Source organism: Rhodococcus sp. H-CA8f (assembly GCF_002501585.1).
Classification (GTDB): domain Bacteria; phylum Actinomycetota; class Actinomycetes; order Mycobacteriales; family Mycobacteriaceae; genus Rhodococcus_F; species Rhodococcus_F erythropolis.
The window spans coordinates 1,990,889-2,012,292 of sequence record NZ_CP023720.1; the positions used below are offsets into that span (position 1 = coordinate 1,990,889).

The 21,404-nt window shown below is 63.2% G+C and carries 16 protein-coding genes; 4 read left to right on the forward strand and 12 right to left on the reverse strand.

The genetic code is table 11. The annotated features are described in order from the left end of the window. Together CPI83_RS09595 and CPI83_RS09600 are read left to right on the forward strand one after the other, a co-directional pair. Entirely contained in the window at positions 1-375 is a 375-nt protein-coding gene (locus tag CPI83_RS09595) for a hypothetical protein (protein WP_097387136.1), read from the forward strand. A 462-nt stretch (positions 376-837) separates the two neighbouring features. Next, complete coding sequence (locus CPI83_RS09600) at positions 838-2,031, forward strand: NADP-dependent malic enzyme (RefSeq protein WP_003945072.1); 1,194 nt, start codon at positions 838-840, stop codon at positions 2,029-2,031. Between the two features lie 71 nt (positions 2,032-2,102). On the opposite strand, the gene CPI83_RS09605 is transcribed toward CPI83_RS09600, so the two are convergent. From CPI83_RS09605 to CPI83_RS09620, 4 genes are read right to left on the reverse strand one after another with little or no spacing between them, the layout of a single operon-like run. Then, positions 2,103-2,792: an ABC transporter permease gene (locus CPI83_RS09605; RefSeq protein ID WP_003945081.1), complete on the reverse strand. Its 690-nt coding sequence runs from the start codon at positions 2,790-2,792 to the stop codon at positions 2,103-2,105. Next, positions 2,789-3,472, reverse strand: a complete 684-nt coding sequence (locus CPI83_RS09610; protein ID WP_019749338.1) for an ABC transporter permease subunit — start codon at positions 3,470-3,472, stop codon at positions 2,789-2,791. The genes CPI83_RS09605 and CPI83_RS09610 overlap by 4 nt, the downstream gene beginning before the upstream one ends. Positions 3,473-3,476: 4 nt before the next feature. Beyond that, entirely contained in the window at positions 3,477-4,622 is a 1,146-nt protein-coding gene (locus CPI83_RS09615; protein WP_029255803.1) for an ATP-binding cassette domain-containing protein, read from the reverse strand. 4 nt (positions 4,623-4,626) lie between these two features. Next, positions 4,627-5,565: an ABC transporter substrate-binding protein gene (locus CPI83_RS09620; protein ID WP_019749336.1), complete on the reverse strand. Its 939-nt coding sequence runs from the start codon at positions 5,563-5,565 to the stop codon at positions 4,627-4,629. Between the two features lie 203 nt (positions 5,566-5,768). Between CPI83_RS09620 and CPI83_RS09625 the strand changes: the two genes are divergently transcribed. Next, entirely contained in the window at positions 5,769-6,653 is an 885-nt protein-coding gene (locus CPI83_RS09625) for an ABC transporter substrate-binding protein (protein ID WP_097388159.1), read from the forward strand. 51 nt (positions 6,654-6,704) lie between these two features. On the opposite strand, the gene CPI83_RS09630 is transcribed toward CPI83_RS09625, so the two are convergent. The 3 genes from CPI83_RS09630 to CPI83_RS09640 all read right to left on the reverse strand — a co-directional run bounded on the left by CPI83_RS09630 (position 6,705) and on the right by CPI83_RS09640 (position 10,111). Further along, a complete protein-coding gene (locus CPI83_RS09630) occupies positions 6,705-7,646 on the reverse strand; it encodes an alpha/beta hydrolase fold domain-containing protein (RefSeq protein WP_019749334.1) in 942 nt (313 codons plus the stop codon). Between the two features lie 63 nt (positions 7,647-7,709). Beyond that, entirely contained in the window at positions 7,710-8,540 is an 831-nt protein-coding gene (locus CPI83_RS09635; RefSeq protein ID WP_019749333.1) for an SDR family NAD(P)-dependent oxidoreductase, read from the reverse strand. Beyond that, on the reverse strand, positions 8,537-10,111 hold the full coding sequence (locus CPI83_RS09640) for an NAD(P)/FAD-dependent oxidoreductase (RefSeq protein ID WP_097387137.1): 1,575 nt from the start codon (positions 10,109-10,111) through the stop codon (positions 8,537-8,539). Before CPI83_RS09640 ends, CPI83_RS09635 begins: the two co-directional genes overlap by 4 nt. Positions 10,112-10,182: 71 nt before the next feature. Between CPI83_RS09640 and CPI83_RS09645 the strand changes: the two genes are divergently transcribed. Continuing rightward, positions 10,183-10,812 (forward strand): TetR/AcrR family transcriptional regulator, encoded by a 630-nt coding sequence (locus CPI83_RS09645; protein ID WP_007736130.1) that lies wholly within the window; start codon positions 10,183-10,185, stop codon positions 10,810-10,812. Between the two features lie 126 nt (positions 10,813-10,938). Here the strand turns inward: CPI83_RS09645 and CPI83_RS09650 are convergent, their stop codons facing one another. From CPI83_RS09650 to CPI83_RS09670, 5 genes are all read right to left on the reverse strand, one after another. Next, complete coding sequence (locus CPI83_RS09650; RefSeq protein WP_019749330.1) at positions 10,939-14,700, reverse strand: multifunctional oxoglutarate decarboxylase/oxoglutarate dehydrogenase thiamine pyrophosphate-binding subunit/dihydrolipoyllysine-residue succinyltransferase subunit; 3,762 nt, start codon at positions 14,698-14,700, stop codon at positions 10,939-10,941. Between the two features lie 175 nt (positions 14,701-14,875). After that, entirely contained in the window at positions 14,876-18,685 is a 3,810-nt protein-coding gene (locus CPI83_RS09655) for an ABC transporter ATP-binding protein (RefSeq protein WP_097387138.1), read from the reverse strand. Positions 18,686-18,721: 36 nt separating this feature from the next. Then, positions 18,722-19,495, reverse strand: coding sequence for an ABC transporter permease (locus CPI83_RS09660; protein WP_019749328.1), 774 nt, complete (start codon positions 19,493-19,495; stop codon positions 18,722-18,724). Continuing rightward, positions 19,492-20,493 carry an ATP-binding cassette domain-containing protein gene (locus tag CPI83_RS09665; protein ID WP_020723663.1) on the reverse strand — a complete coding sequence of 334 codons (1,002 nt, stop codon included), beginning with the start codon at positions 20,491-20,493 and terminating at the stop codon, positions 19,492-19,494. Before CPI83_RS09665 ends, CPI83_RS09660 begins: the two co-directional genes overlap by 4 nt. Positions 20,494-20,561: 68 nt before the next feature. Further along, on the reverse strand, positions 20,562-21,311 hold the full coding sequence (locus CPI83_RS09670; protein WP_003945111.1) for a hypothetical protein: 750 nt from the start codon (positions 21,309-21,311) through the stop codon (positions 20,562-20,564). Positions 21,312-21,404 lie beyond the last annotated feature (93 nt).

Here is a 21,404-nt window from a genome sequence, read left to right on the forward strand (position 1 = left end):
ATGACATACGACGACAGGTACGAGGACGACTACCGGTACCAGGATTTTCAGGATTATCAGTACGAAGACGATTACGACTATCCCGCCGACAAACGACAATGGCTGCTGGTTCGCGCTCTACGCGCCCTGAGCGGCACCGTGGCGGCCGGAATCGTGGTCTTGACACTCGTGATCATCGGTTCGGCATATCTGGGCGGCAACCGCGGATTCCCGGGTCCGGGAACAACGTCGATCACCGCGCACATTGCGGCTTCGGTGGTTGCTTTGGCCGCGCAGATCTGGTGCGACCGCAGGCGGGGTATCGCGGCGGTTGCCGGATCGGTGGTCGTGCTCGTGGTGGCGGGGCTGTTGTTGGTGACGCAGTGGTGGGGATGACTGGGTGGGGATGACTGGGTGGGGATGACTGGGTGGGGATGACTGGGTGGGGATGACTGGGTGGGGATGACACGGTGGGGATGACTGGGTGGGGATGACGACTCGGGTTTGAGTGTGGTGAGGAATCCGACCGCTTGGAGGATTTGATTGTGATCCGACTCTGGTGGCAAACTGGAGTTACTTCGAGGCGGCGCCACAGCCCGGCCCCGAAGTGCAGGTTTCGTCAGAATTTCTCCCGAAACCTAGATTGCATGGGTACGCCAGGGCTCACCCGCCCCACACCATGACGCTTCGGATGTATTGCGGCCCACTTTCTCGCGCACGCCGAATGCTCTTCTTCTCAGTAGTCGTTCGCGGAAGAAATGATCTCTGACCGTTGTGAACGTGGTTTCGCAGCGGTCCGAAGGATTACTTCCCAGTAACCCAGCCCCGCTTGAGGCTGGACTAATCAGGAGTGTCATCGTGTCCCTCGTGACTGAAGCCATCAACGTACCCAAGGTCGAGTTGACCGACGAAGAAATCTTTGCCGCTCACGTCGGTGGCAAGCTCTCGGTCGAGACCACCGCGCCGCTCGATACGCAGCGGGCCCTCTCGATCGCCTACACGCCGGGTGTTGCTCAGGTGAGCCGCGCCATCGCTGCAGACGAAACCCTCGCCGATCGATACACGTGGACCAACCGACTCGTCGTCGTGGTCAGCGACGGCACCGCGGTTCTCGGACTCGGCGACATCGGCCCCCGCGCGTCGCTGCCCGTCATGGAGGGCAAGTCGGCACTGTTCAAGAACTTCGCCGGACTGAACTCCATTCCGCTGGTTCTCGACACCAAGGATCCCGACGAGATCGTCGAGACGCTCATCCGTCTGCGCCCGAGCTTCGGCGCGGTCAACCTCGAGGACATTTCGGCGCCGCGTTGCTTCGAGATCGAGAAGCGCGTCATCGAAGCCCTCGACTGCCCCGTCATGCACGACGATCAGCACGGAACCGCCATCGTGGTCCTCGCTGCCCTCAAGGGCGCCGTGAAGGTCCAGAGCCGCGACATCACCACACTCAAGGTCGTCATCTCCGGCGCCGGTGCTGCGGGTGTTGCCTGCGCGAACATCCTGCTCGCCGCCGGAATCAGCGACGTCATCGTGCTGGACTCGAAGGGCATCATCTCGGGCGAGCGCAGCGACCTCAACGACGTGAAGGCAGAACTCGCGGCCCGCACCAATCCCCGCGACCTGCACGGTGGTGCCATCGAGGCTCTCGAAGGTGCCGACGTGTTCCTCGGTGTCTCGGCGGGCAAGATCCCCGAGGAGCTCATCGCTTCGATGGCTCCCGAGTCGATCGTGTTCGCGCTCTCCAACCCGGACCCGGAGATTCACCCCGAAACCGCGTCGAAGTACGCGGCGATCGTGGCTACGGGTCGCAGTGATTTCCCGAACCAGATCAACAATGTTCTCGCCTTCCCCGGTGTGTTCAAGGGCGCGCTCGACGCCGGCGCCCGTCGCATCACCGAAGGTATGAAGCTCGCTGCCGCCGAGGCAATCCTGTCGGTGGTCGGCGACGAGTTGGCGGCGGACAAAATCGTCCCCAGCCCACTCGACCCTCGCGTGGCACCCGCAGTAGCGGAAGCCGTCGCGGCCGCAGCGCATGCTGAGGGCGTGACCAGCTAAGAGGGACTACGAAAGCCCCGATCGGAACCCGCACACAAGGTTCCGATCGGGGCTTTTTCGTGTGTACCGATCTACAGACGAGTGAGATCGGGTGTTCGGCGCAGCCTGCCGGTCCCGGGAACCGATGCCCAGACCACCAGCGCCAGTAAGCCGTCCACGACCAGAGCCACAACCGCGACCAGGATTGCGCCGACGACCACTCGGTCGTACTTGTAGAGCGCGAGACCGTCGAAGATGTACCGGCCGAGGCCGCCGAGGTTGACGTAGGCGGCGACCGTTGCCGTGGCAATCACCTGCAGTGTCGCGTTACGCAGTCCGCCGAGAATCAATGGCAGCGCATTGGGTATCTCGACGCGGAAGAGCACTTGGAGTTCGGTCATACCCATCGCCCGCGCGGCCTCGACGACGCCGCGGTCGACGCTGGCAATTCCGGCGTACGTGCCGGCGAGTAGTGGGGGAATGCCGAGGATGACGAGGGCGAGAATCGGCGGCATCACCCCGAGTCCCATGAGAAGAACGAGGAAGGTCAGCAGGCCGAGAGTGGGCAGCGACCGCAGTGCGTTGACCAGACTGACGACCACGATCTCACCGCGACGCAGATGGCCGATGAGTAATCCGATGGGCACCGCGATCACAGCCGAAAGCGCCACGGCCAGAACGCTGTACCAGAGGTGCTGGAGGATGCGGGTGCCGATTCCGGTGTCGCCGCTCCAATTTCCGGGATCGACGATGAAGTCCCAGGCTCCGGTGAAGATGCTCATACGGGTTCCCCCTCGGCAGCCACGACGGCGGGGACCTTCGACGAGGTCGATGTTCTGGTCCACGGGGTCAGGAATCGGCCGATCAGATACAGGATCAGGTCGAGCGCCAGGGCCAGCACGACAATCGCGATGATGCCGGCAACGATCTGGTCCGGGTAGTCGCGGTCGTAGCCCTGTTTGAACAGAACTCCCAGCCCGCCGATTCCGATCAGCGATCCGACCGAAACCAGCGAAATATTGGTAACGGCAATAACTCTGATGTTCGCGATCATCACCGGCAGTGCCAACGGCAACTCGACCGTCAGGGCGCGTCGTAGCGGTGTGAACCCGACGGCGGTGGAAGCGTCGATGACGTTGTCCGGCACCGAATCGAGTGCTTCGGGCACGGCCCGGATGAGCAGTGCCGTCGCATAGACGCTCAGTGCGATCACGACGTTGAGCGGATCAAGGGTCTTGAGTCCGAACAGCTGGGGGATGGTGACGAACAGCGCGAGCGACGGAATCGTGAACGCAATGCTCGCCAGGGTCAACGTGATTCGGCGCAGCCATCTGACGTTGCGGATCGCTGTTCCGACCGGAACAGCAATCAGGAGACCGATCAACAAGGGCAGCAGCGCCAGATACAGATGGGTCTTCGAGTAGTCCACGACCGTCGAGAAATTGTCGATGAGCCAGCGCATGCCGCTACGCCCCGAATCCCTCGGTGAAGGCGACTCGGTTGCGTTCCTCGTCCTCGCGTCGACGCTGATCTGCCAATTTCGCCACGACTTCGGACCCGAGGATCCCGCCGATGACCGCTCCCTCGCCGTCGACGGCAACGCCGATACCGGAAGGGGACGAGATTGCCGCATCGAGTGCTTGGCGTAGATCACCGCCGGGGGAGAACAACGAACCACCGGCCGACGTCGACTGCGCGAGAGTGCGTCCCGAGCGCAGGCCTTCGACGCCGGTCACGTCGATCCATCCCTGTGGACTTCCGCTGTCCGTGACCACGAGAACCCACTCGCCCAATTCGAGACGCAGAGCCTTCAATTCGTTCTCGACGGCCGTGCGTACGGGGTGTAACGGAACCTCGTCGGCAGCGCGGAACGACAATCCCCGATATCCGCGATCGCGTCCGACAAATCCGGCGACAAAATCCGTTGCCGGTGCGGCCAACACGTCGCGAGGTGCCGCAACCTGCTGAAGCCGCCCGCCGGGACCGAAGACGGCAATGTGATCACCGAGTTTGACTGCCTCGTCGATGTCGTGGGTGACAAAGACGATCGTCTTCTTCAGTTCGCTTTGAAGACGGAGCATTTCGGTCTGCAGATCCTCACGCACCACCGGGTCGACGGCGCTGAAGGGCTCGTCCATCAACAGGATCGGCGGATCGGCAGCCAATGCACGCGCAACTCCCACACGTTGTTGCTGCCCACCCGAGAGTTGCCCGGGATAGCGGGTGGCAAGGGAGATGTCCAGACCGACTCGTTCGAGTACCCCCAACGCGGCTTTGCGCGCTGCGCGGCGGGACTCACCGCGCAGTACCGGAACTGTTGCGACGTTGTCGATCACGGTGCGATGCGGAAGCAGGCCCGCGTTCTGGATGACGTACCCGATGCCGAGACGCAGCTTCACCGCGTCGGTCTGTTCGATGTCACGACCGTCGACGAAGATCTTGCCCGACGTCGGTGTGATCATCCGGTTGATCATGCGCATCGACGTCGTCTTGCCGCACCCGGACGGCCCCACGAACACCGTGAACGACTCGGCCTCGATGGTGAGATCGAGACGGTCGACGGCGGTGGTGCCGTCCGGATACTGCTTGGTGACGCCCTCGAATGTGATCACGTGACTACGAGACCGGCTTGTCGAGGCCCTGCGCCGTCACCCACGCCTTGGCCGCCGCTGCCGGCTCCGTCTTGGTGTCGCCGGACACCTGGACGTTGAGTGCCAACAACTCTTCGGTGGTGAGCTTGGCGGACACCGCATCGAGGACTGTCTTCAACTTGTCGGAAGACTTCGACGCGCGCAGCACCGGCACCACGTTCTGAGCCGGGAAATTGTTCTTCGGGTCTTCGAGAACCACGAAGTTGTTTGCCGGGATGGAGGCAGACGTCGTGAAGATGTTTGCCGCCGTGATGTCGCCGGACGAGAGAGCCTTCACTGTTGCCGGTCCACCGCCGTCGGCGATCGGGACGAAGTTGGCTGCCGAGATGTCGAGACCGTAATTGGACTTCAAACCGGGCAATCCGGCTGGACGTTCCTGGAACTCGGCCGGAGCGCCGAACTTGACCTCGGCGGAATGCGGAGCCAGATCGGCGATCGTCTTCAGGTTCCACTTGTCAGCGGTTTCCTTGGTGACGACGACGGCGTCCTTGTCCTCGGCGGATGCAGGCGTCGCAATTGCCAATTCCGACCCGAGAGCTGCGGGAAGAGCGGCGAGGACATCAGCGGAGCTGGTGGCCGTGCTGTCGGGATCCAAGTACTGCAGGAGATTTCCCGTGTAATCCGGAATGACGCTGATCGACCCGTCCTTGAGTGCCGGAATGTACGCCTCACGGCTGCCGACGTTGAACGACGTGGACACATCGAACCCGTTGACACGCAGTGCTTCGGCGTAGATGTTGGCGATCGTCTCGGATTCGGTGAAGTTGGCGGAGCCGACGACAACCGCGTTGGGATCGCTGTTGGAGTCACCGTCACTGCTACCGCACGCTGTCAGTGCAGTCAGAGAGACAACGGTTGCCGCGGCTACGAGCCAACGGTTGGAACGAAATCGTGAGGTGCGCATGAGCGTCCTTCCGGTTTTTCGGGCGTCCCGTGTTTCGGGCGTCGGAAACCATCCCCTTGTGGCGAAGCCACCCGAGTGGCTTCGACGGCGCCGCCACCGAGTGGCTGCGTCAGGACTGGTTACCGCGCATCGCCCGACAAGTGTAACGATAGGTACCGACATGGCACGGTTTTCGATCCATGGGATTGGATGTGAGGATTTCGGTGAAGAGCACACGCACGAAGTATTCGACTGTTGTTGCAGCACTGATGGTCCTGCCAATTCTCAGCGGATGCGCAAACGGTGATTCGGTGGTAGAGAGCGCCGGAGCGGAGTCTCGTGACCAGATCGTGGTGGCTGCTAACGCATCAGTGGAGAGTTCGGTGTTGGCCGAGGTGTATTCGACGGTGCTCTCATCTTCCGGTCTGTCGGCTCGCGTCGAATCGGTGGGTGGAGGCAGAACCCAATCACTCGAGGCTCTGGACGCAGCGCGAGTCACCTTGGTGTCCGAGTTCACCGGTGCGCTGCTCGATCACTACGACCCGTCATCCCCGGCCCGCAAGGCCGACGACGTCTTCGAAGCCTTGAGTCGCTCTCTGCCGGAGGGTCTTTCGGTCTCCGACTATGCGATGGCCGAAGATCGTGCGGTCCTCGCACTCGACACCGGATACGCACAGTCGTTGGGAGCGAAGACGATAGAAGCCTTTGCTCCTTCGTGTGCCGCGGCGACGCCGCTCGTCTCCGCGAGATTCGTCGAGGACGGGGCAGTGGAACAGTTGGCCGAGGGCGCCGAGTGTGTCTTCGCCGGTGTCGATCAGGCAACGCCGGCAGACGTACCCGGTGCACAGGTATTCGGAACCACGACGCTGTCAGCGCTGGCACAATCCGATGCCGTCACAGTGCTCGCTGATTCGAATCACGTTCTGGCTGCGCAGAATGTCGTTCCGCTCTTTCGAGCGGGCGCACTGGGAGATTCGGCTGTCAAGGCGCTCAGCGTCGTTGCGGGTGAACTGTCCACCACCGATCTCGCCGCAATGATCGAGAAGGTGCGGACCGGCAAGGCGTCAGCCTCGGAAGTGGCACGGACCTGGTGGGACACCCGTCAGTGACATGGACGGAGTGGGCCACCCGTCAGTGACATGGACGGAGTGGGCCACCCGTCAGTGACTGTTCGATCCCACTGCTGAACTCGAATCATCCTTGGCACGAATCAGTTTCGATGCGATGAACTGGCCGAGGTCGGCAACGGCGTCTGCTGCTTCCTTCACCAGTGACGCCTGTGCGTGAGCCACATGCCACAGTCGTGCGTACTCCACCAGTGACACGTCGACGCCGGCAGCGGAGAGCTTGTCGGTGAACGTCATGATCTGCGGGTAGAGGACCTCCTCGGAACCGACGTGAATCCTGGTGGGCGGCAACCCGTCGAGCTTGCCGTGCATCGGCGCGTAGCCAGGATCAGTACGGTCGCCGCCGGCAAGGTAAGCGTCGGCGGCATCGAAGGACCAAGCTGTGTTGACCACCAGGTCGGCCTTTTTGGTAGCACCCCGATCGCCGGGATCGACCCACGGCGAGATCAGTGCGAGCGCGCCGGGGGTCACGCCGTGACGCTCGATCAGACGCAGAGCGGTCGCCGCGGCCAGACCGCCACCGGCCGAATCGCCGGCGATGGCAACGCGGTCTTCCGAATAGTCGAACTCGGTGACCAACTGCATGAAGGCTGAGACCGCGTCGTCGAGAGCGGCGGGATACGGATTCTCCGGCGCGAGACGGTAGTCCAAGGTGAAGACCGCACTGGACGATTCACGGGCGAGATGAGCTGCGAGAGAACGGTGTGTGGCCAGCGAACCCAGCGTGTACGCCCCGCCATGCAGGTAGAGAACTGCGGTGGGGCGCTCGGTTGCGCCGACGGTGATCTTCTCAGCCGGTCGGCAAGCCAGCTCCAGCGGGCGCACGACGGCGCCCGCTGGAACCTGCTGTAGCGGTGCCCCGGCCTCGAGCAACAGACGTTGAATCCGATACGGCAGCCGCGAGTTGAAAGCCAGACGGAAGTACGGCTTCAACAAGAATGCGACCACGGGCAGCGGAAGGGTGAACGTGCTCACCGGCAGGGCTCCTGACTCTTTATGCGAACTGCGCTGTGAAACGAACGACGCTGTGAAACGAACTCAGCTGGACTTGGGCATCATTCGGCCGGCGACGATCGCGACGATGCGCTGGTAGCCCGATCCTACGAGGCGAACCCAGGCGTCGAGTGCGATTGCGTCCATCCCGATGAGAACTCGCGGCTTGCTCTTGCGAACACCGTTGACGATCGTCTTGGCGGCGTCCTCAGGTGTGGTGCGCGCGAGCTTGCGGTCGAAGAACTCGGAGAAGACCGCAAGATCTTCGCCCGGGCCCGCGGTGGCGTTGCGTGCGATGGCGGTCTTGATTCCGCCCGGGTGCACACAGGTCACCTTCACCGGGTGCTTGGCGATCAGCATTTCCTGGCGAAGCGACTCGGTGAAACCGCGAACGGCGAACTTGGCCGAGTTGTAGGCGCTCTGACCCGGCATCGACAGCAGACCGAAGAGGCTCGACACGTTCACGATGTGCCCGTCACCGGAGGCGATGACGTGGGGAAGGAATGCCTTGGTGCCGTTGACAACTCCCCAGAAGTCGACGTCCATGACCCGTTCGAAGTCCTTGAACTCGGACTTCTCGAAGGTGCCGTGGTACGCGATTCCGGCGTTGTTGTAGATCTGGTTGACCTTGCCGAAATGGGCGACAACCGCGTCGGCGTACTCGAGAACCGCTTCACGCTGGGTGACGTCGAGATGGTCCGACTTCACCTCGGCGCCGATGGCCTCCACCAGACGGGCTGTCTCGGCGAGCCCGACGGTGTCCACGTCGGAGATCGCCAACTTGGCGCCCTGGCCGGCCAGGTTCAGTGCGAGTGCGCGACCGATGCCCGATCCCGCTCCGGTGATGACTACGACCTTGCCTGCAAAATCACTCATTGTGCTACTGCCTTCTCGTCGTCGAGGTCGATCTGTGAAGTGGTCGCGGTGCCGACGGCGCCGAGATCCGAGGTGGCGACGCTGCGGTATGCCGCGAGGTCGAAATGCTTGGTGGCATTGCGGAACTGGAAGGTGAAGCCAGGCCACAGGGTGGTGTTGTTTCCGTGCTTGTCCATGTACCAGCTGGCGCAACCACCGTTGTTCCACACGCTCTTGGACATAGCTGCCTGCAGGTCCTTGTTGTACTTGTCCTGCTTGTCCTTGCGCACCTCGATGGTGCCGATGTCGTACTTGTCGATGGTGGCGATCGCGTCGACCAGGTAGTTGATCTGCGACTCGATCATGAAGACCATCGACGAATGTCCGAGGCCGGTGTTGGGGCCGACCAGGAAGAACATGTTGGGGAAGTTGGCAACTGCCGCGCCCTTGTATCCCTGCATACCGGTCTCTTCGAAGACCTCGGCGAGCGAGCGTCCGTCCTTGCCGAAGATTCCCGCGAAGGTGGGGGAGTCGGTGACGTGGAATCCGGTCGCAACGACGATGGCATCGATCTCACGCGTGGTGCCGGTCTTCGAGACGATCCCGTTGGCGGTCACCTCCTCGATGCCTTCGGTCACCAGGTCGACATTGTCCTGGGCGAGGGTGGGGAAGTAGTTGTTCGAGATCAGCATGCGCTTGCAGCCGATCTGGAAGTTGGGCATGACCTTCTTACGAAGATCCTTGTCCTTGATCTGAGCCTTCAGGTGACGCTCGGCGGCGAACTGCAGCGGCTTCATGAAGACCGGCGCCTTGGCCAGGCCGACGACCTGCGTCTCTCGCATCCAGTAGATACCGGTGCGGCACAACTTCTGGAAGCCGGGGAGGTACTTGAACGCCAGGTGCTCGATCTTGGTGTACTCGCGGTCTGCGCGGGGCAGGATCCACGGCGCCGTGCGCTGGTACACGTCGAGGTGTGAGACCTTCTTGCCGATAGCGGGCACGATCTGGATGGCGGAGGCGCCGGTTCCGATGACGGCCACGCGCTTGCCCGTCAGATCGGCATCGTGGTTCCAGCGCGAGGAGTGGAAGATCTCGCCCTTGAATCCGTCGATGCCCTTGATGTCCGGAAGTGAAGGCTCACACAGTGCGCCGACGGCCGAGACGACGATCTTTGCGACGAATTCACCCTTGTTGGTGCTGACGTGCCACTGAGCCGACGACTCGTCCCATCGGGTTGAGAGAACGTCGCAGTCGAAGATGTGCTTGTCGAGCACCTTGTGGCGGTTGGCCACCGACTGGATGTACTTGTAGATCTCGGGCTGGGTGGAGAAGGAGCGCGTCCACTCCGGATTGAGTGCAAAAGAGTACGAGTACAAATGCGACGGCACGTCACACGCGGCGCCCGGGTAGCTGTTGTCACGCCAGGTTCCACCGACGTCGTTGCCGCGCTCGAGAACAACATAGTCGGTGATGCCGGCCTGTGCCAGTTTGATCGCCGCACCGAGACCGGCGAAACCGCTGCCGATGATCAGTGTGCCGACGTGGCGAGTATCCGCGGCAGGTGCTGAGGTATCTGTAACTGGAAGACTCATGTAGGGAACGATATGCCTTTATTGAGTCACGGTCAATAGCTTATTGACGGATATTCAGTAGTCTATTGGGCATGGACGCAGTAAAGCGAACGCGGCTCGACCCTGCGCAACGCCGAGCGCAACTCATCGACCTCGGGGCGCGCATGCTGGCCGAACGGCCGCTCGAGCAGATTTCCGTCGAGGACATCGCCGATCAAGCGGGGGTGTCGCGTGGGCTTCTGTTCCACTACTTCGCGTCGAAAAGCGAGTTCCATCTCGCCATCGTCCGACACAGCAGTGAACAGATGCTCCAGCGCACGGAGCCGAGCGAGTCGGACGATCCGATGCTCACCCTCCGATCGGTGCTGGCGTCGTACGTCGACTACGTGACCGAGAACCGCAATACCTACGTCTCGCTGCTCCGGGGGACCGCCAGCGGGGATCCGCAGATGCGTGAGGTGTTCGAGCAGACTCGCGACATCATGGCCAAGAGAACCCTCGATCAGCTCCCCAAGATCGGCCTGACTCGAACGCCTCAGGTGGAGTTGGCCGTTCGAGGTTGGATCGCGTTTGTCGAGGAAGCCACCATCAGTTGGCTCCGCGCGCCCGCCATCACCCGCGAGGAACTGATCGACCTGACGGTTCAGTCGTTGCCCGCGTTGGCACTGGCCGCCGTCGGCTTCGATGCCGGGCCGGATCTGGGTCTGCTGCAATCGAATTGACGTGAACGCAGAAAGGCCGGGCCCCACACTCCTTGCGGAATGTGGGGCCCGGCCTTTGGGTACTGCCACTGCTTACTTGGTCGGCAGGAACGCCACTGCTCAGTTGGTCGGCAGGAACGCCACTGCTCAGTTGGTCGGCAGGAACGCCTCGTCCAAGATCTCCTGCTGCTCCACCGCGTGCACCTTGCTCGATCCCGAAGAGGGAGCGGACATCGGACGACGCGAGATGCGCTTGATGCCGGTCAAGGTCTCCGGCAGAAGATCCGGCAGAGCCAGTCCGAGGAACGGCCACGCACCCTGGTTTGCGGGCTCTTCCTGAACCCAACGGAACTGATCCGCATTCGGGTAACGGTCCAGGGTCTCCTTGAGACGACGCTTCGGCACGGGGTAGAGCTGCTCCATGCGCACGATTGCGATGTCGTCACGCTCGTCCTTGTGCTTCTTCGCCAGAAGCTCCCAGTACAGCTTGCCGCTGACCAGCAGAACCCGCTTGACCGATTCGCGGGCGCTTTCGCCGCTCTCGAATGCAGGCTCCTCGAAGACGGAACGGAACTTGCCCGTCGTGAAGTCCTCGACGTTGCTGACTGCAGCCTTGTTACGCAGCATCGACTTGGGCGTGAAGACCACCAGCGGACGGCGGATGCCGTCGAGGTGATGGCGACGCAGCAGGTGGAAGTAGCTGGCCGGAGTCGACGGAACCGCGACGGTCATCGAGCCTTCTGCACACAGCTGAAGGAAACGCTCGATGCGACCGGAGGTGTGGTCCGGACCCTGACCCTCGTGACCGTGTGGCAGGAGCAGCACGACGTCGGAGAGCTGACCCCACTTGGCCTCACCCGAAGAGATGAACTCGTCGATGATGGTCTGCGCGCCGTTGACGAAGTCACCGAACTGCGCTTCCCACAGGACCAGAGCGTCGGGGTTACCCACCGAGTATCCGTACTCGAAGCCCAGACCTGCGTACTCGGTGAGTGCGGAGTCGTAGACCATGAACTTGCCGCCGTTTTCGGCGTCGGCAGCGATCTTGGCGATCGGGCTGTACTCGTTGCCGGTCTTGCGGTCGATGAGGACCGAGTGACGCTGCGTGAACGTTCCACGCTTGGAGTCCTGACCGGCGAGGCGGATCAAGGCACCCTGCTCGGCCAACGAGCCGAACGCGAGCAATTCTGCGAACGCCCAGTCGACATGTCCCTCACGGGCCATCTCGCGGCGCTTCTCGGCAACCGGCTTGACGCGCGGGTGAACGGTGAAGCCGTCGGGGACGTTGACGAACGCATCACCGATGCGCTCGAGAACCTCGGGAGCGACAGCCGTGGTCAGGCGAGCCGGGGGAGTCTGGTCGAGTTCGACGGACTCGGACGGTTCGGGCTGGAACTTCTCGAGTTCACGGACCTCGTTGAAGACCCGTTCGAGCTGGCCCTGGTAGTCGCGAAGTGCGTCTTCGGCTTCCTTGAGCGAGATGTCACCGCGGCCGATGAGGGACTCGGTGTAGCTCTTACGAACGCTGCGCTTGGTGTCGATGACGTCGTACATCGCCGGCTGGGTCATCGACGGATCGTCGCCCTCGTTGTGACCGCGGCGGCGGTAGCAGATGAGGTCGATGACGACGTCCTTGCCGAACTTCTCACGGAAGTCGACGGCCAGCTGAGCAACCCAGACGCACGCCTCGGGGTCGTCGCCGTTGACGTGGAAGACCGGTGCGGCGATCATCTTCGCGACGTCGGTGCAGTACTCGGACGAGCGTGAATGTTCCGGAGCGGTGGTGAAGCCGACCTGGTTGTTCACGACGATGTGTACGGTGCCGCCGGTGCGGTAGCCGCGAAGCAGCGAGAGGTTCAGCGTCTCGGCGACAACGCCCTGACCGGCGAATGCAGCGTCACCATGCAGCATGAGCGGCAGGACGGTGAAGCCTTCTTCGCCCTTGTCGAGGATGTCCTGCTTTGCGCGGACCAGGCCTTCGAGAACCGGGTCGACGGCCTCGAGGTGAGACGGGTTGGCGGTCAAGGAGACAGCGATGTCGTTGTCACCGAACATCTGGATGTACGTTCCGCTGGCGCCCAGGTGGTACTTCACGTCGCCGGAGCCGTGAGCGGCTGCCGGGTTCATGTTGCCCTCGAACTCCGTGAAGATCTTGGAGTACGGCTTGCCGACGATGTTGGCAAGCACGTTGAGACGGCCACGGTGCGGCATTCCGATGACGACCTCGTCGAGCTGGTGCTCGGCGGCCTGGTCGATCACGGCGTCCATCATCGGGATGACGGCTTCGGCGCCTTCGAGCGAGAAGCGCTTCTGGCCGACGTACTTGGTCTGCAGGAACGTCTCGAAGGCCTCGGCGGCGTTGAGCTTGCTCAGGATGTACTTCTGCTGAGCGACCGAAGGCTTGGCGTGATGGCCCTCGACGCGGTCCTGGATCCACTGACGCTGATCCGTCTCGAGGATGTGCGTGTACTCGACGCCGACGTGGCGGCAGTACGCGTCGCGCAGCACGCTCAACACGTCGCGCAGCTTCATCTTCTCTTGGCCGTGGAAGCCGCCGACCTTGAACTCGCGGTCCAGATCCCACAACGTCAGGCCGTGGCTGATGACGTCGAGGTCGGGGTGGCTGTGGAACTTGTCCTTGACGAACTGCAACGGGTCCGTGTCGGCCATGAGGTGGCCGCGGTCACGGTATGCAGCGATCAGTTCGAGAACACGGGTGTTCTTGTCGACAGCGCCTTCCGGCACGTCCTTGCGCCAACGCACCGGCTCGTACGGGTTGCCGAGCGCGTGGAAGATCTCGTCGTAGAACTCGTCGCTGATCAGCAGGTTGTGGATCGTGCGCAGGAAATCGCCCGACTCGGCACCCTGGATGATGCGGTGATCGTAGGTCGAGGTGAGAGTCATCAACTTGCCGACGCCCATCTCGGCCAGCTTCTCGTCGCTGGCGCCCTGGAACTCGGCGGGGTATTCCATCGCGCCGGCACCGATGATGGCGCCCTGGCCCTTCATCAGGCGAGGAACGGAGTGAACCGTGCCGATGCCGCCCGGGTTGGTCAGCGAAATGGTGACGCCGGTGAAGTCTTCGCCGGTGAGCTTGCCTTCACGGGCGCGTCGGACGATGTCCTCGTACGCCGCGTGGAACTGGACGAAGTTCATCGACTCGGTGTTCCGGATGGCGGCAACAACCAGTGAGCGGTTGCCGTCCTTGCCGGGAAGGTCGATCGCGAGTCCGAGATTGGTGTGCTCGGGGGTGACCGCGTTCGGCTTGCCGTCGATTTCGGCGAAGTGCCGGTTCATGTTGGGGAACGCGTTGACTGCCTGGACGATCGCGTAACCCAGGAGGTGGGTGAACGAGATCTTGCCGCCGCGGGTACGCGCGAGGTGGTTGTTGATGACGATGCGGTTGTCGAACATCAGCTTCGCGGGGATGGCACGCACGCTGGTTGCTGTCGGAATCTCGAGCGAGAGCGACATGTTCTTGACGACTGCTGCTGCGGCGCCGCGGAGAACCTTGGTTTCCTCGGCTCCGCCGGCGGGAGCGGGCTTCGCGGGAGCGGCCGCAGGCTTGGCTGCTGCAGGCTTGGCCGGGGCGGCCTTCGCGGCGGGCGCTGCCGTCTTCGCGGGGGCCGGTGCGGCAGCCTTGGCAGGCGGCGCAGGAGGTGCGGTCTTGGGGGCGGGAGGCGTGGCCTTGGGAGCAGCAGGCGGAGCTACAACAGCGGCGGGTGCAGCCGCGTTGCCGTTCGAGGCAGTCCCGTTTCCACCTCCCGTGTTCGCCGAGTCCGGCGAGTAATCGGTCAAGAATTCGTGCCAACTGGGATCCACGGACGACGGATCGTCCTGGAAGCGTTGGTACATCTCGTCAACCAGCCACTGGTTCTGTCCGAATTGGGATGTAGAACTGCTGCTCACGGCAGGTGTTCGCCTCGTTTCTATTTCGGTACCCGATCAGAGCGCCTATATATATGAGATTAGCCCGAGCGTGTGACGAGCAATTGTGCGGCACACAATTTGTGAGCTGTCTCACGGAAGTCCGTGATCTTGCGATCGCGCACTACCTCTCGGCGGTACAAATCCGTGCCGACTGTCACGCGACGGGGTTGCCTTCGATGACAGTTCTCGACGTCAGATTATTCCCCTCACGCGCCTGCGATGCATCCCAGAGTCCCGAGTAGTGACCACCGGCATACCGCAGAACATCGTGCGGGCCGTATTCAACGATACGTCCCCGGTCAACTACGACAACGAGGTCCGCTCGGGCAGCTGTCGCGAGGCGGTGAGCTACGACGACGGAAGTCCGTTTCCGGGTGACCGACCGACTTGCTTCGAGCACCATTCGTTCGGTCGCGGGATCGAGCGTCGCGGTCGCCTCGTCGAGGAGCAGAAGGTCCGGGTCGACCAGTTCGGCACGGGCCAATGCGATCAGTTGGCGTTGGCCTGCCGAGAGCCCCTGACCGCGCTCGCCGACGGGATGATTCATGCCTCCACGCATGTCGGCTATCGAATTCAGTGCGCCGACGGAACGCGCCGCTTCCTCGATCTCCGCGTGCGACGCCGACGGCCTCCCGTACGCGATGTTGTCGGCGACCGTGCCGGTGAACAGATGCGCCTCTTGCGGGACCACGCCGAGGCGACGTCGGTACTGCGAGAGGTGGAAGTTCCGGATGTCGGTTCCGTCCACGTCGACGGATCCGGACGTCGGGTCGTAGAAGCGGGCGAGCAACTTCACCACCGTCGACTTCCCGGCACCAGTTCTGCCGACGAGGGCAACCGTCGTGCCCGGCGGAATCTGCAGATCGAAATCGGAGAGGGCGTCGACGTCCGCACCCGAGTACCGGAACCCGACCCCGTCGAGATGGACGGCGCCGTCGAGCCGTCCGGAGATCGCGATCAGATCCTCGCTGTCGGCTGTTTCGATCGAACTCCGAGTACGCAGAAGGTCACCGATTCGTTGCAATCCGACGTTTGCCTGTTGGTAACCATCGAACACTTGTGAGAGTTGCTGAATCGGTCCGAACAGCAGGCCGAGGTAGAGCACGAAAGCGATCAGTACGCCGGGTGACGTCGACCCGTTGGCGATCTGGTGCGCGCCGACGAACACCACTGCGGCCAACGCGAGGTCGGACAGGAACGAGATGAACGGGAAGTAGATCGAAATGGCTCGCTGCGACCGCATCCGCGATCGGCGGTAGCTTTCGGAGCGTTCTGCGAACCTACGCGCCGCACCTTCTTCGCGGCGGTAGGCCTGAGCCGCTCGCAGACCGGCGATGTTCTCCTGGAAGTCGGCATTGACGAGCGAGATCCGTTCGCGGGACTGGCTGTAGGCAACCGAGGAGATCTTGCGGAAGATCACGGTCGCAACCACGAGCGGTGGGATGACGGCCAGCGCCACCAGTCCGAGCGTCACGTCGGTCGCCAGGAGTGCGATCGAAATTCCGCCGACGGTCAGAACGCTCACGATCGCCGTCGACATGCCGGTTTGGATGAACGACGACAGCGCGTCGACGTCGGTGGTCATGCGCGTCATGATGCGCCCGGACAATTCACGTTCGTAGTAGTCCAGGCCCAGGCGCTGCAGGTGTGCATAGCTGCGTACGCGGAGCCCGAACAACACGCGTTCGCCGGCCCGGGCGGTGAGCACCGTCATGACCGCGACGACGACCCAGTCCGCGGCGACCAGGAGCGCGCCGAATGCCGTCGCTATCCAGAGCGTGCTGCTGTCCGCGGTCACGACTCCGTGGTCGATCGCGTATCTGACGAGGGAGGGAAATGCGATCGCCGCTGCGGAGTCCAGCGCAAGGCACACGACAACCGCCAGTAGAACCCAGCGGACCGGCGTCAAGATCTGTCGGAGTGAGAACTGTGGATTCGATTCGCGCAGGCTCTCAGGAGCGATTCCGGGGTCTTCGCGTGCGGGTGGGAGAGCGTCGACTGCTGCCCGCAGGGACGGCGTCACCGCGATTCCGCTGAGCGCTCCGGCCATCGGTCCGCCCGCACCCTGCGTCGTAGCGGCTGTGCTGTCGGCTTCGGATTCCGGTGCCTGCGGCCACAACTGCTCGGTTGTCGGCTCGCTGCGGTCACGTCCGAAAGCATCGGAGTCGACGTCGTCGAGTTCGGCCGGTAGTTCCGGCGGCGAGGAGAACAGGGCACGAAAGAGCGGACATCGCGCTTCCAGTTCGTCCACGGTTCCGGAGTCGATGATCCGTCCGCCGTCGAGAACCGCGACCCGGTCTGCGAGCGTCAGGGTGGACCGCCGGTGAGCGAGGATGAGCGTGGTCTGGCGCCGTCTGGCCCGGAACGCGTCGAAGATCGCGGCTTCGGTAGCCGCATCGACTGCGGAGGTCGCGTCGTCGAGGACCAGGATCCGTGGGTCGACGAGCAGTGCCCTGGCAAGTGCGATGCGCTGACGCTGGCCGCCCGACAGCGTCAGACCTCGTTCACCGACAACGGTGTCGTATCCGTCCGGGAGTGCCTCGATGAACGAATCTGCCTGTGCCAGTGCTGCTGCGTCGCGGATGTCCTCGTCGGAGGCGTCCTCGCGGCCAAGTGCGATGTTGGCGGCAATGGTGTCCGAGAACAGGAACGGTTCGTCGAAGACGAGGCTGACGGCGGCACGAAGCTGCTCACTGCGCAGTTCGCCGATGGGGAACGTCTCGCCGGCGGTATCGACTGTCACCGCACCCGAAGTCGGTGCGTAGAACCGCGGGAGAAGCAAGGACAACGCGGTCTTGCCCGACGCGGCCGGACCCACGACGGCGACGGTCTCGCCCGGTTCTATGCGGAGGTTCAGCCCGGTCAGGACGTCGCGTTCGGTGTCGAATCCGAATGCCACGTCGTCGAAGGTGACTCCGAGAGGACCGTCGGGCAGGTCCACCGGATGGTCTGGATCGGCGATGTCCGGCTGAGCGTTGATGACGTCGTAGACACGCTCTACAGCGGCGCGCGCCAGCTGCGCCATGACGATGACCGACGACAGAGTTCGGGTGACTCCGGTCATCGTCACGATGTAGGTGGCGAACGCGAGAAACGTTCCCACGGTGATCTTGTCGTGCAGTGCGAGATACCCGCCGAGAGCGATCACTCCCACCTGCCCGAGCTGGGGCAAGGCGGCCATGGTTGGCGCGAATTTCGCGTTCAACCACGCGGCGCGAAGGCGCTCGGAGTACAGCGTGCGGCTATGTTCCTCCAGCTGGTCGACGGCTCGTTGTTCCTGCCCGAATCCCTTGACGACGCGAACGCCGGTGACGGTTTCCTCGACGTGTTGGGCGAGGTCGGCGGCACGCTGCTGCGCGGACCATGTTGCGGCGAAGAGCATCGGTCGCATCAGGAACACCACCAGCCCTACTGCTGGGATGACGGCGACAGCGACGAGAGTCAACAGCGGCGAGAGCCACGCCATGATGCCGATCGCCAGCACGAATTGCAGGAGCGCTCCCGCGGACATCGGCACCATCGCGAGCAAACCCTGGACGAGCTGCAGATCCGTGATGGACCGGGAGACCACCTGGCCTGTGCGGATCTGATCCTGCCCTCGTCCGTCGAGGCGTTGCAGCGAACCGAGCAGGGCGAGCCGCAAGTCGTGTTGAACGTCGAGCGAGAGTCGGCCGGCAAGCATCCGTCGGCCGTACTGGCACGCGAAGCGGACGATCGCGAGTAACGCGATCGCCAACGCGACGAACCCGATCACCTTGCCCGGGTTCTCCTGGCTTGCGGCGTCGAGCGCATAGCGGGTCAGGAGAGGAAACGAGATGTCGATCGCAGAGGCGATGACCGTAACGAGTAGCGCGCCGATCGCAACTCTTCGGTGCAACCAGCATGCGTGGGCCAAGCGGCGGATCCAGCCCGGAGCTCGATCCACCTCTCCAGCTACCGGACTGTCCGTGTTGATCGTGTTCATCGAGATCCACGGTAGACCCGGCCCCAGACAGCTTTTTCAGGTGATGTCGCGGGTCCTGGTCCGTAGCCAACCGAGCCCGCAGAACAGAACTACCCAAGCGGCCAGCATCATCGGGCCGCTCGGCCAGGACGCAAACGCGTCGACGTCGATCGACGGTGCCGCATTGACGATCGTGCCGATCGTTGCCGACACCGGAAGCGCGGCCCCGATCCCACCGAGATCCATCGCGAGCAGCACGGCGCGAACGATCCATTCACCGAAGACGAACCACAGGATGACCGAGAGGGCACCGGCCATCGACGAACCGGTGAGCAGGGCCACCCCGGCGCCGAGTAGTGCCCACAGCGCGCACGCCAGAATGCCTGCGGCGCAGATGGCGAAGAGATCGGTGGTGAAACTGAAGTCCCGGCCGAAGAGCAACATCGCGCCGATGCTGACTACTTCGACCGCCAGTGCGTAGCCGACGGCGAATACCGCGACGACGGCAAGTTTTGCGCCGAGAACTCCGTCGCGGCCGCGAGCTGTGAGGAACGTTGTGGTGAGAGTCTTGTAGCCGAATTCGGATCCGGCGGTGAGTGCTCCGAAGACGGCCGCGAACACCAGGACAAGCGTGTTGGAGACACCGAGGCTGACGCCGGTGGACACGACATCGACGTCGAAAGTGGTGTCGGCCGAATCGGCCACAACTTCGACGAACGTCCGAGTCGAGGCAGCAATCAGCACGGCCACGACGACCGGTGCGATGGCCAGTGCCCACCAGTAGCGCAGGGTGAGAACTTTGAGTGTCTCCGCGCGCACGAGCGTGGTCATCTGTGTCCTCCGGAAGGTCCGTATGCGGCAGGGCCGTAATAGCCCGGTCCGGAACCGGGACCGGGTGGGCGGTGGTATCCGACCTGGGGAACCGCGTACTGCGGTGTTGTCATCGCGAGGAACAGTTGCTCGAGATCTGCGCCTTCGGTCGCGACACCGAAGATCGTGACACCGGCGGCGGATGCCACCGGTGGGAGCACCGACGTGTCGGTGCCGCCCACGGCGAGCCGTCCGTCCTGGGTGATCTGGGCGTCGATGATTCCGCGAGCGGCCAAGGCCGTGGCGAGGAGCGCTGGGTTGGAACACGAGACGAGCAGTCGACTGCGCTGGGAGCGGCGAAGTTCGTCCATGGTCCCTTGGTAGACGAGTGAGCCGGCGCTGACGATGACCACGCTGTCGACGGTCGCTTCCACTTCACGAAGCGCGTGACTCGAGATCAGTACGGTTCGGCCGGAACCGGCGAAGGTCTGCAGGAACTGACGTAGCCACGCCATGCCTTCGGGGTCGAGTCCGTTCGCGGGTTCGTCGAGGACGAGGATCTCGGGATCACCGAGCATCGCGGTGGCAAGGATCAGGCGTTGGCGCATCCCGAGTGAGAAGGTGCCGGTCTTGTGGGCTCCGACCGAACTCAGACCGACCATGTCCAGAACCTGCGCTGCGCGCTGAGTCGGCATGCCGATAGCGGCCGCGTAAATCTCGAGGTGTCCGAGCGCCGTTCGTTTCGGATGGAGACTGCCGACGTCGAGTACTGCGCCGACGGTCCGGGCCGGGTTGGGCAGCAAACGCATCGGAGTGCCGTTGATCGTGGCCGATCCCGACGTCGGTGACACCAGTCCGAGGAGCATCCGCAACGTGGTCGTCTTGCCCGAACCGTTCGGGCCGAGAAACCCGGTGATCGAGCCCGCCTGAACGTCGAAGCTCAGGTCGTTGACCGCGCGCGCCGCCTTGAACGTCTTCGTCAACCCACGAATCTCGATGGGGGCAGAGAAGGATCCCATTGCGGTGTTCGTCAATGCTGCTCCCGGGTCGGCGGCGAATACGTGATGCGAGCCTACGGCCCGGACGGCTATCTGCGGATGGCCCGGCGTGTCTCCGTCTGGGGAAGCACTGCGGCATCGTCGGCAGGCATCACGATCAGGTGATCGGTCCACCTGGCCGGTGCCGGTCCGAAGGCTTCGCGCGCATTCTTGACGACGCCCTTGCCGATGGCACGGTTACCCGCACCGCCGATGACCGCACCGATTCCGGCGGGAACGAGCTTGCCGAGGATCAGTGCGCTGCGCTTGGCGGCGTACTTGGTCACGAATTTCCGCACGAGGGTGCTGTTCATTCCCCTCATCGTGGGTCCGGGAATCTTGCTCGTGATTGCCGTTCCCCAGTTCTTGGCCGTGATCCCGGTGGCCTTCTGGACGATCTCCATGCCGGATTCGCCGAGTGCGACTGCCAGTACCAGGGCACGTCGTTGCTGATGATCCTGCACGGAGATTCCGTGCACAGACGCGATTGCCAATGTGAGCAGCGCCGACGCTTCGAGGAAGAAAGCCGATTCCGCACCGACTGCAGCGATGGACGCGACTGTTCCGACGCCCGGCACCGCGGCCGTGGCACCGACGGCGCTGCCGCTTCCGGTCACGGCGAGAATGAACATCTTTTCCATCCGCTCGACGATCTGAGCAGGTGACTCGTCGGGGTGCGCTTTACGGACGTGGTTGACGTATTTGGCCACTGCGGGCGCTTGCAGGCGGCTTCCGTTGTCGAGAACGGAAACGAGGACCTTCTCGATACGCCCGCTGTCGTTGTTCGTCGACTTGCTCATTGCTGCCCCTCCACAGTTGTCCTCCTCTGAAGCGAGGTGGACCGTATCTCGAGAATAGGTGAAGTTTTCGGTAGCGGCGGTGATCGCAGGGGC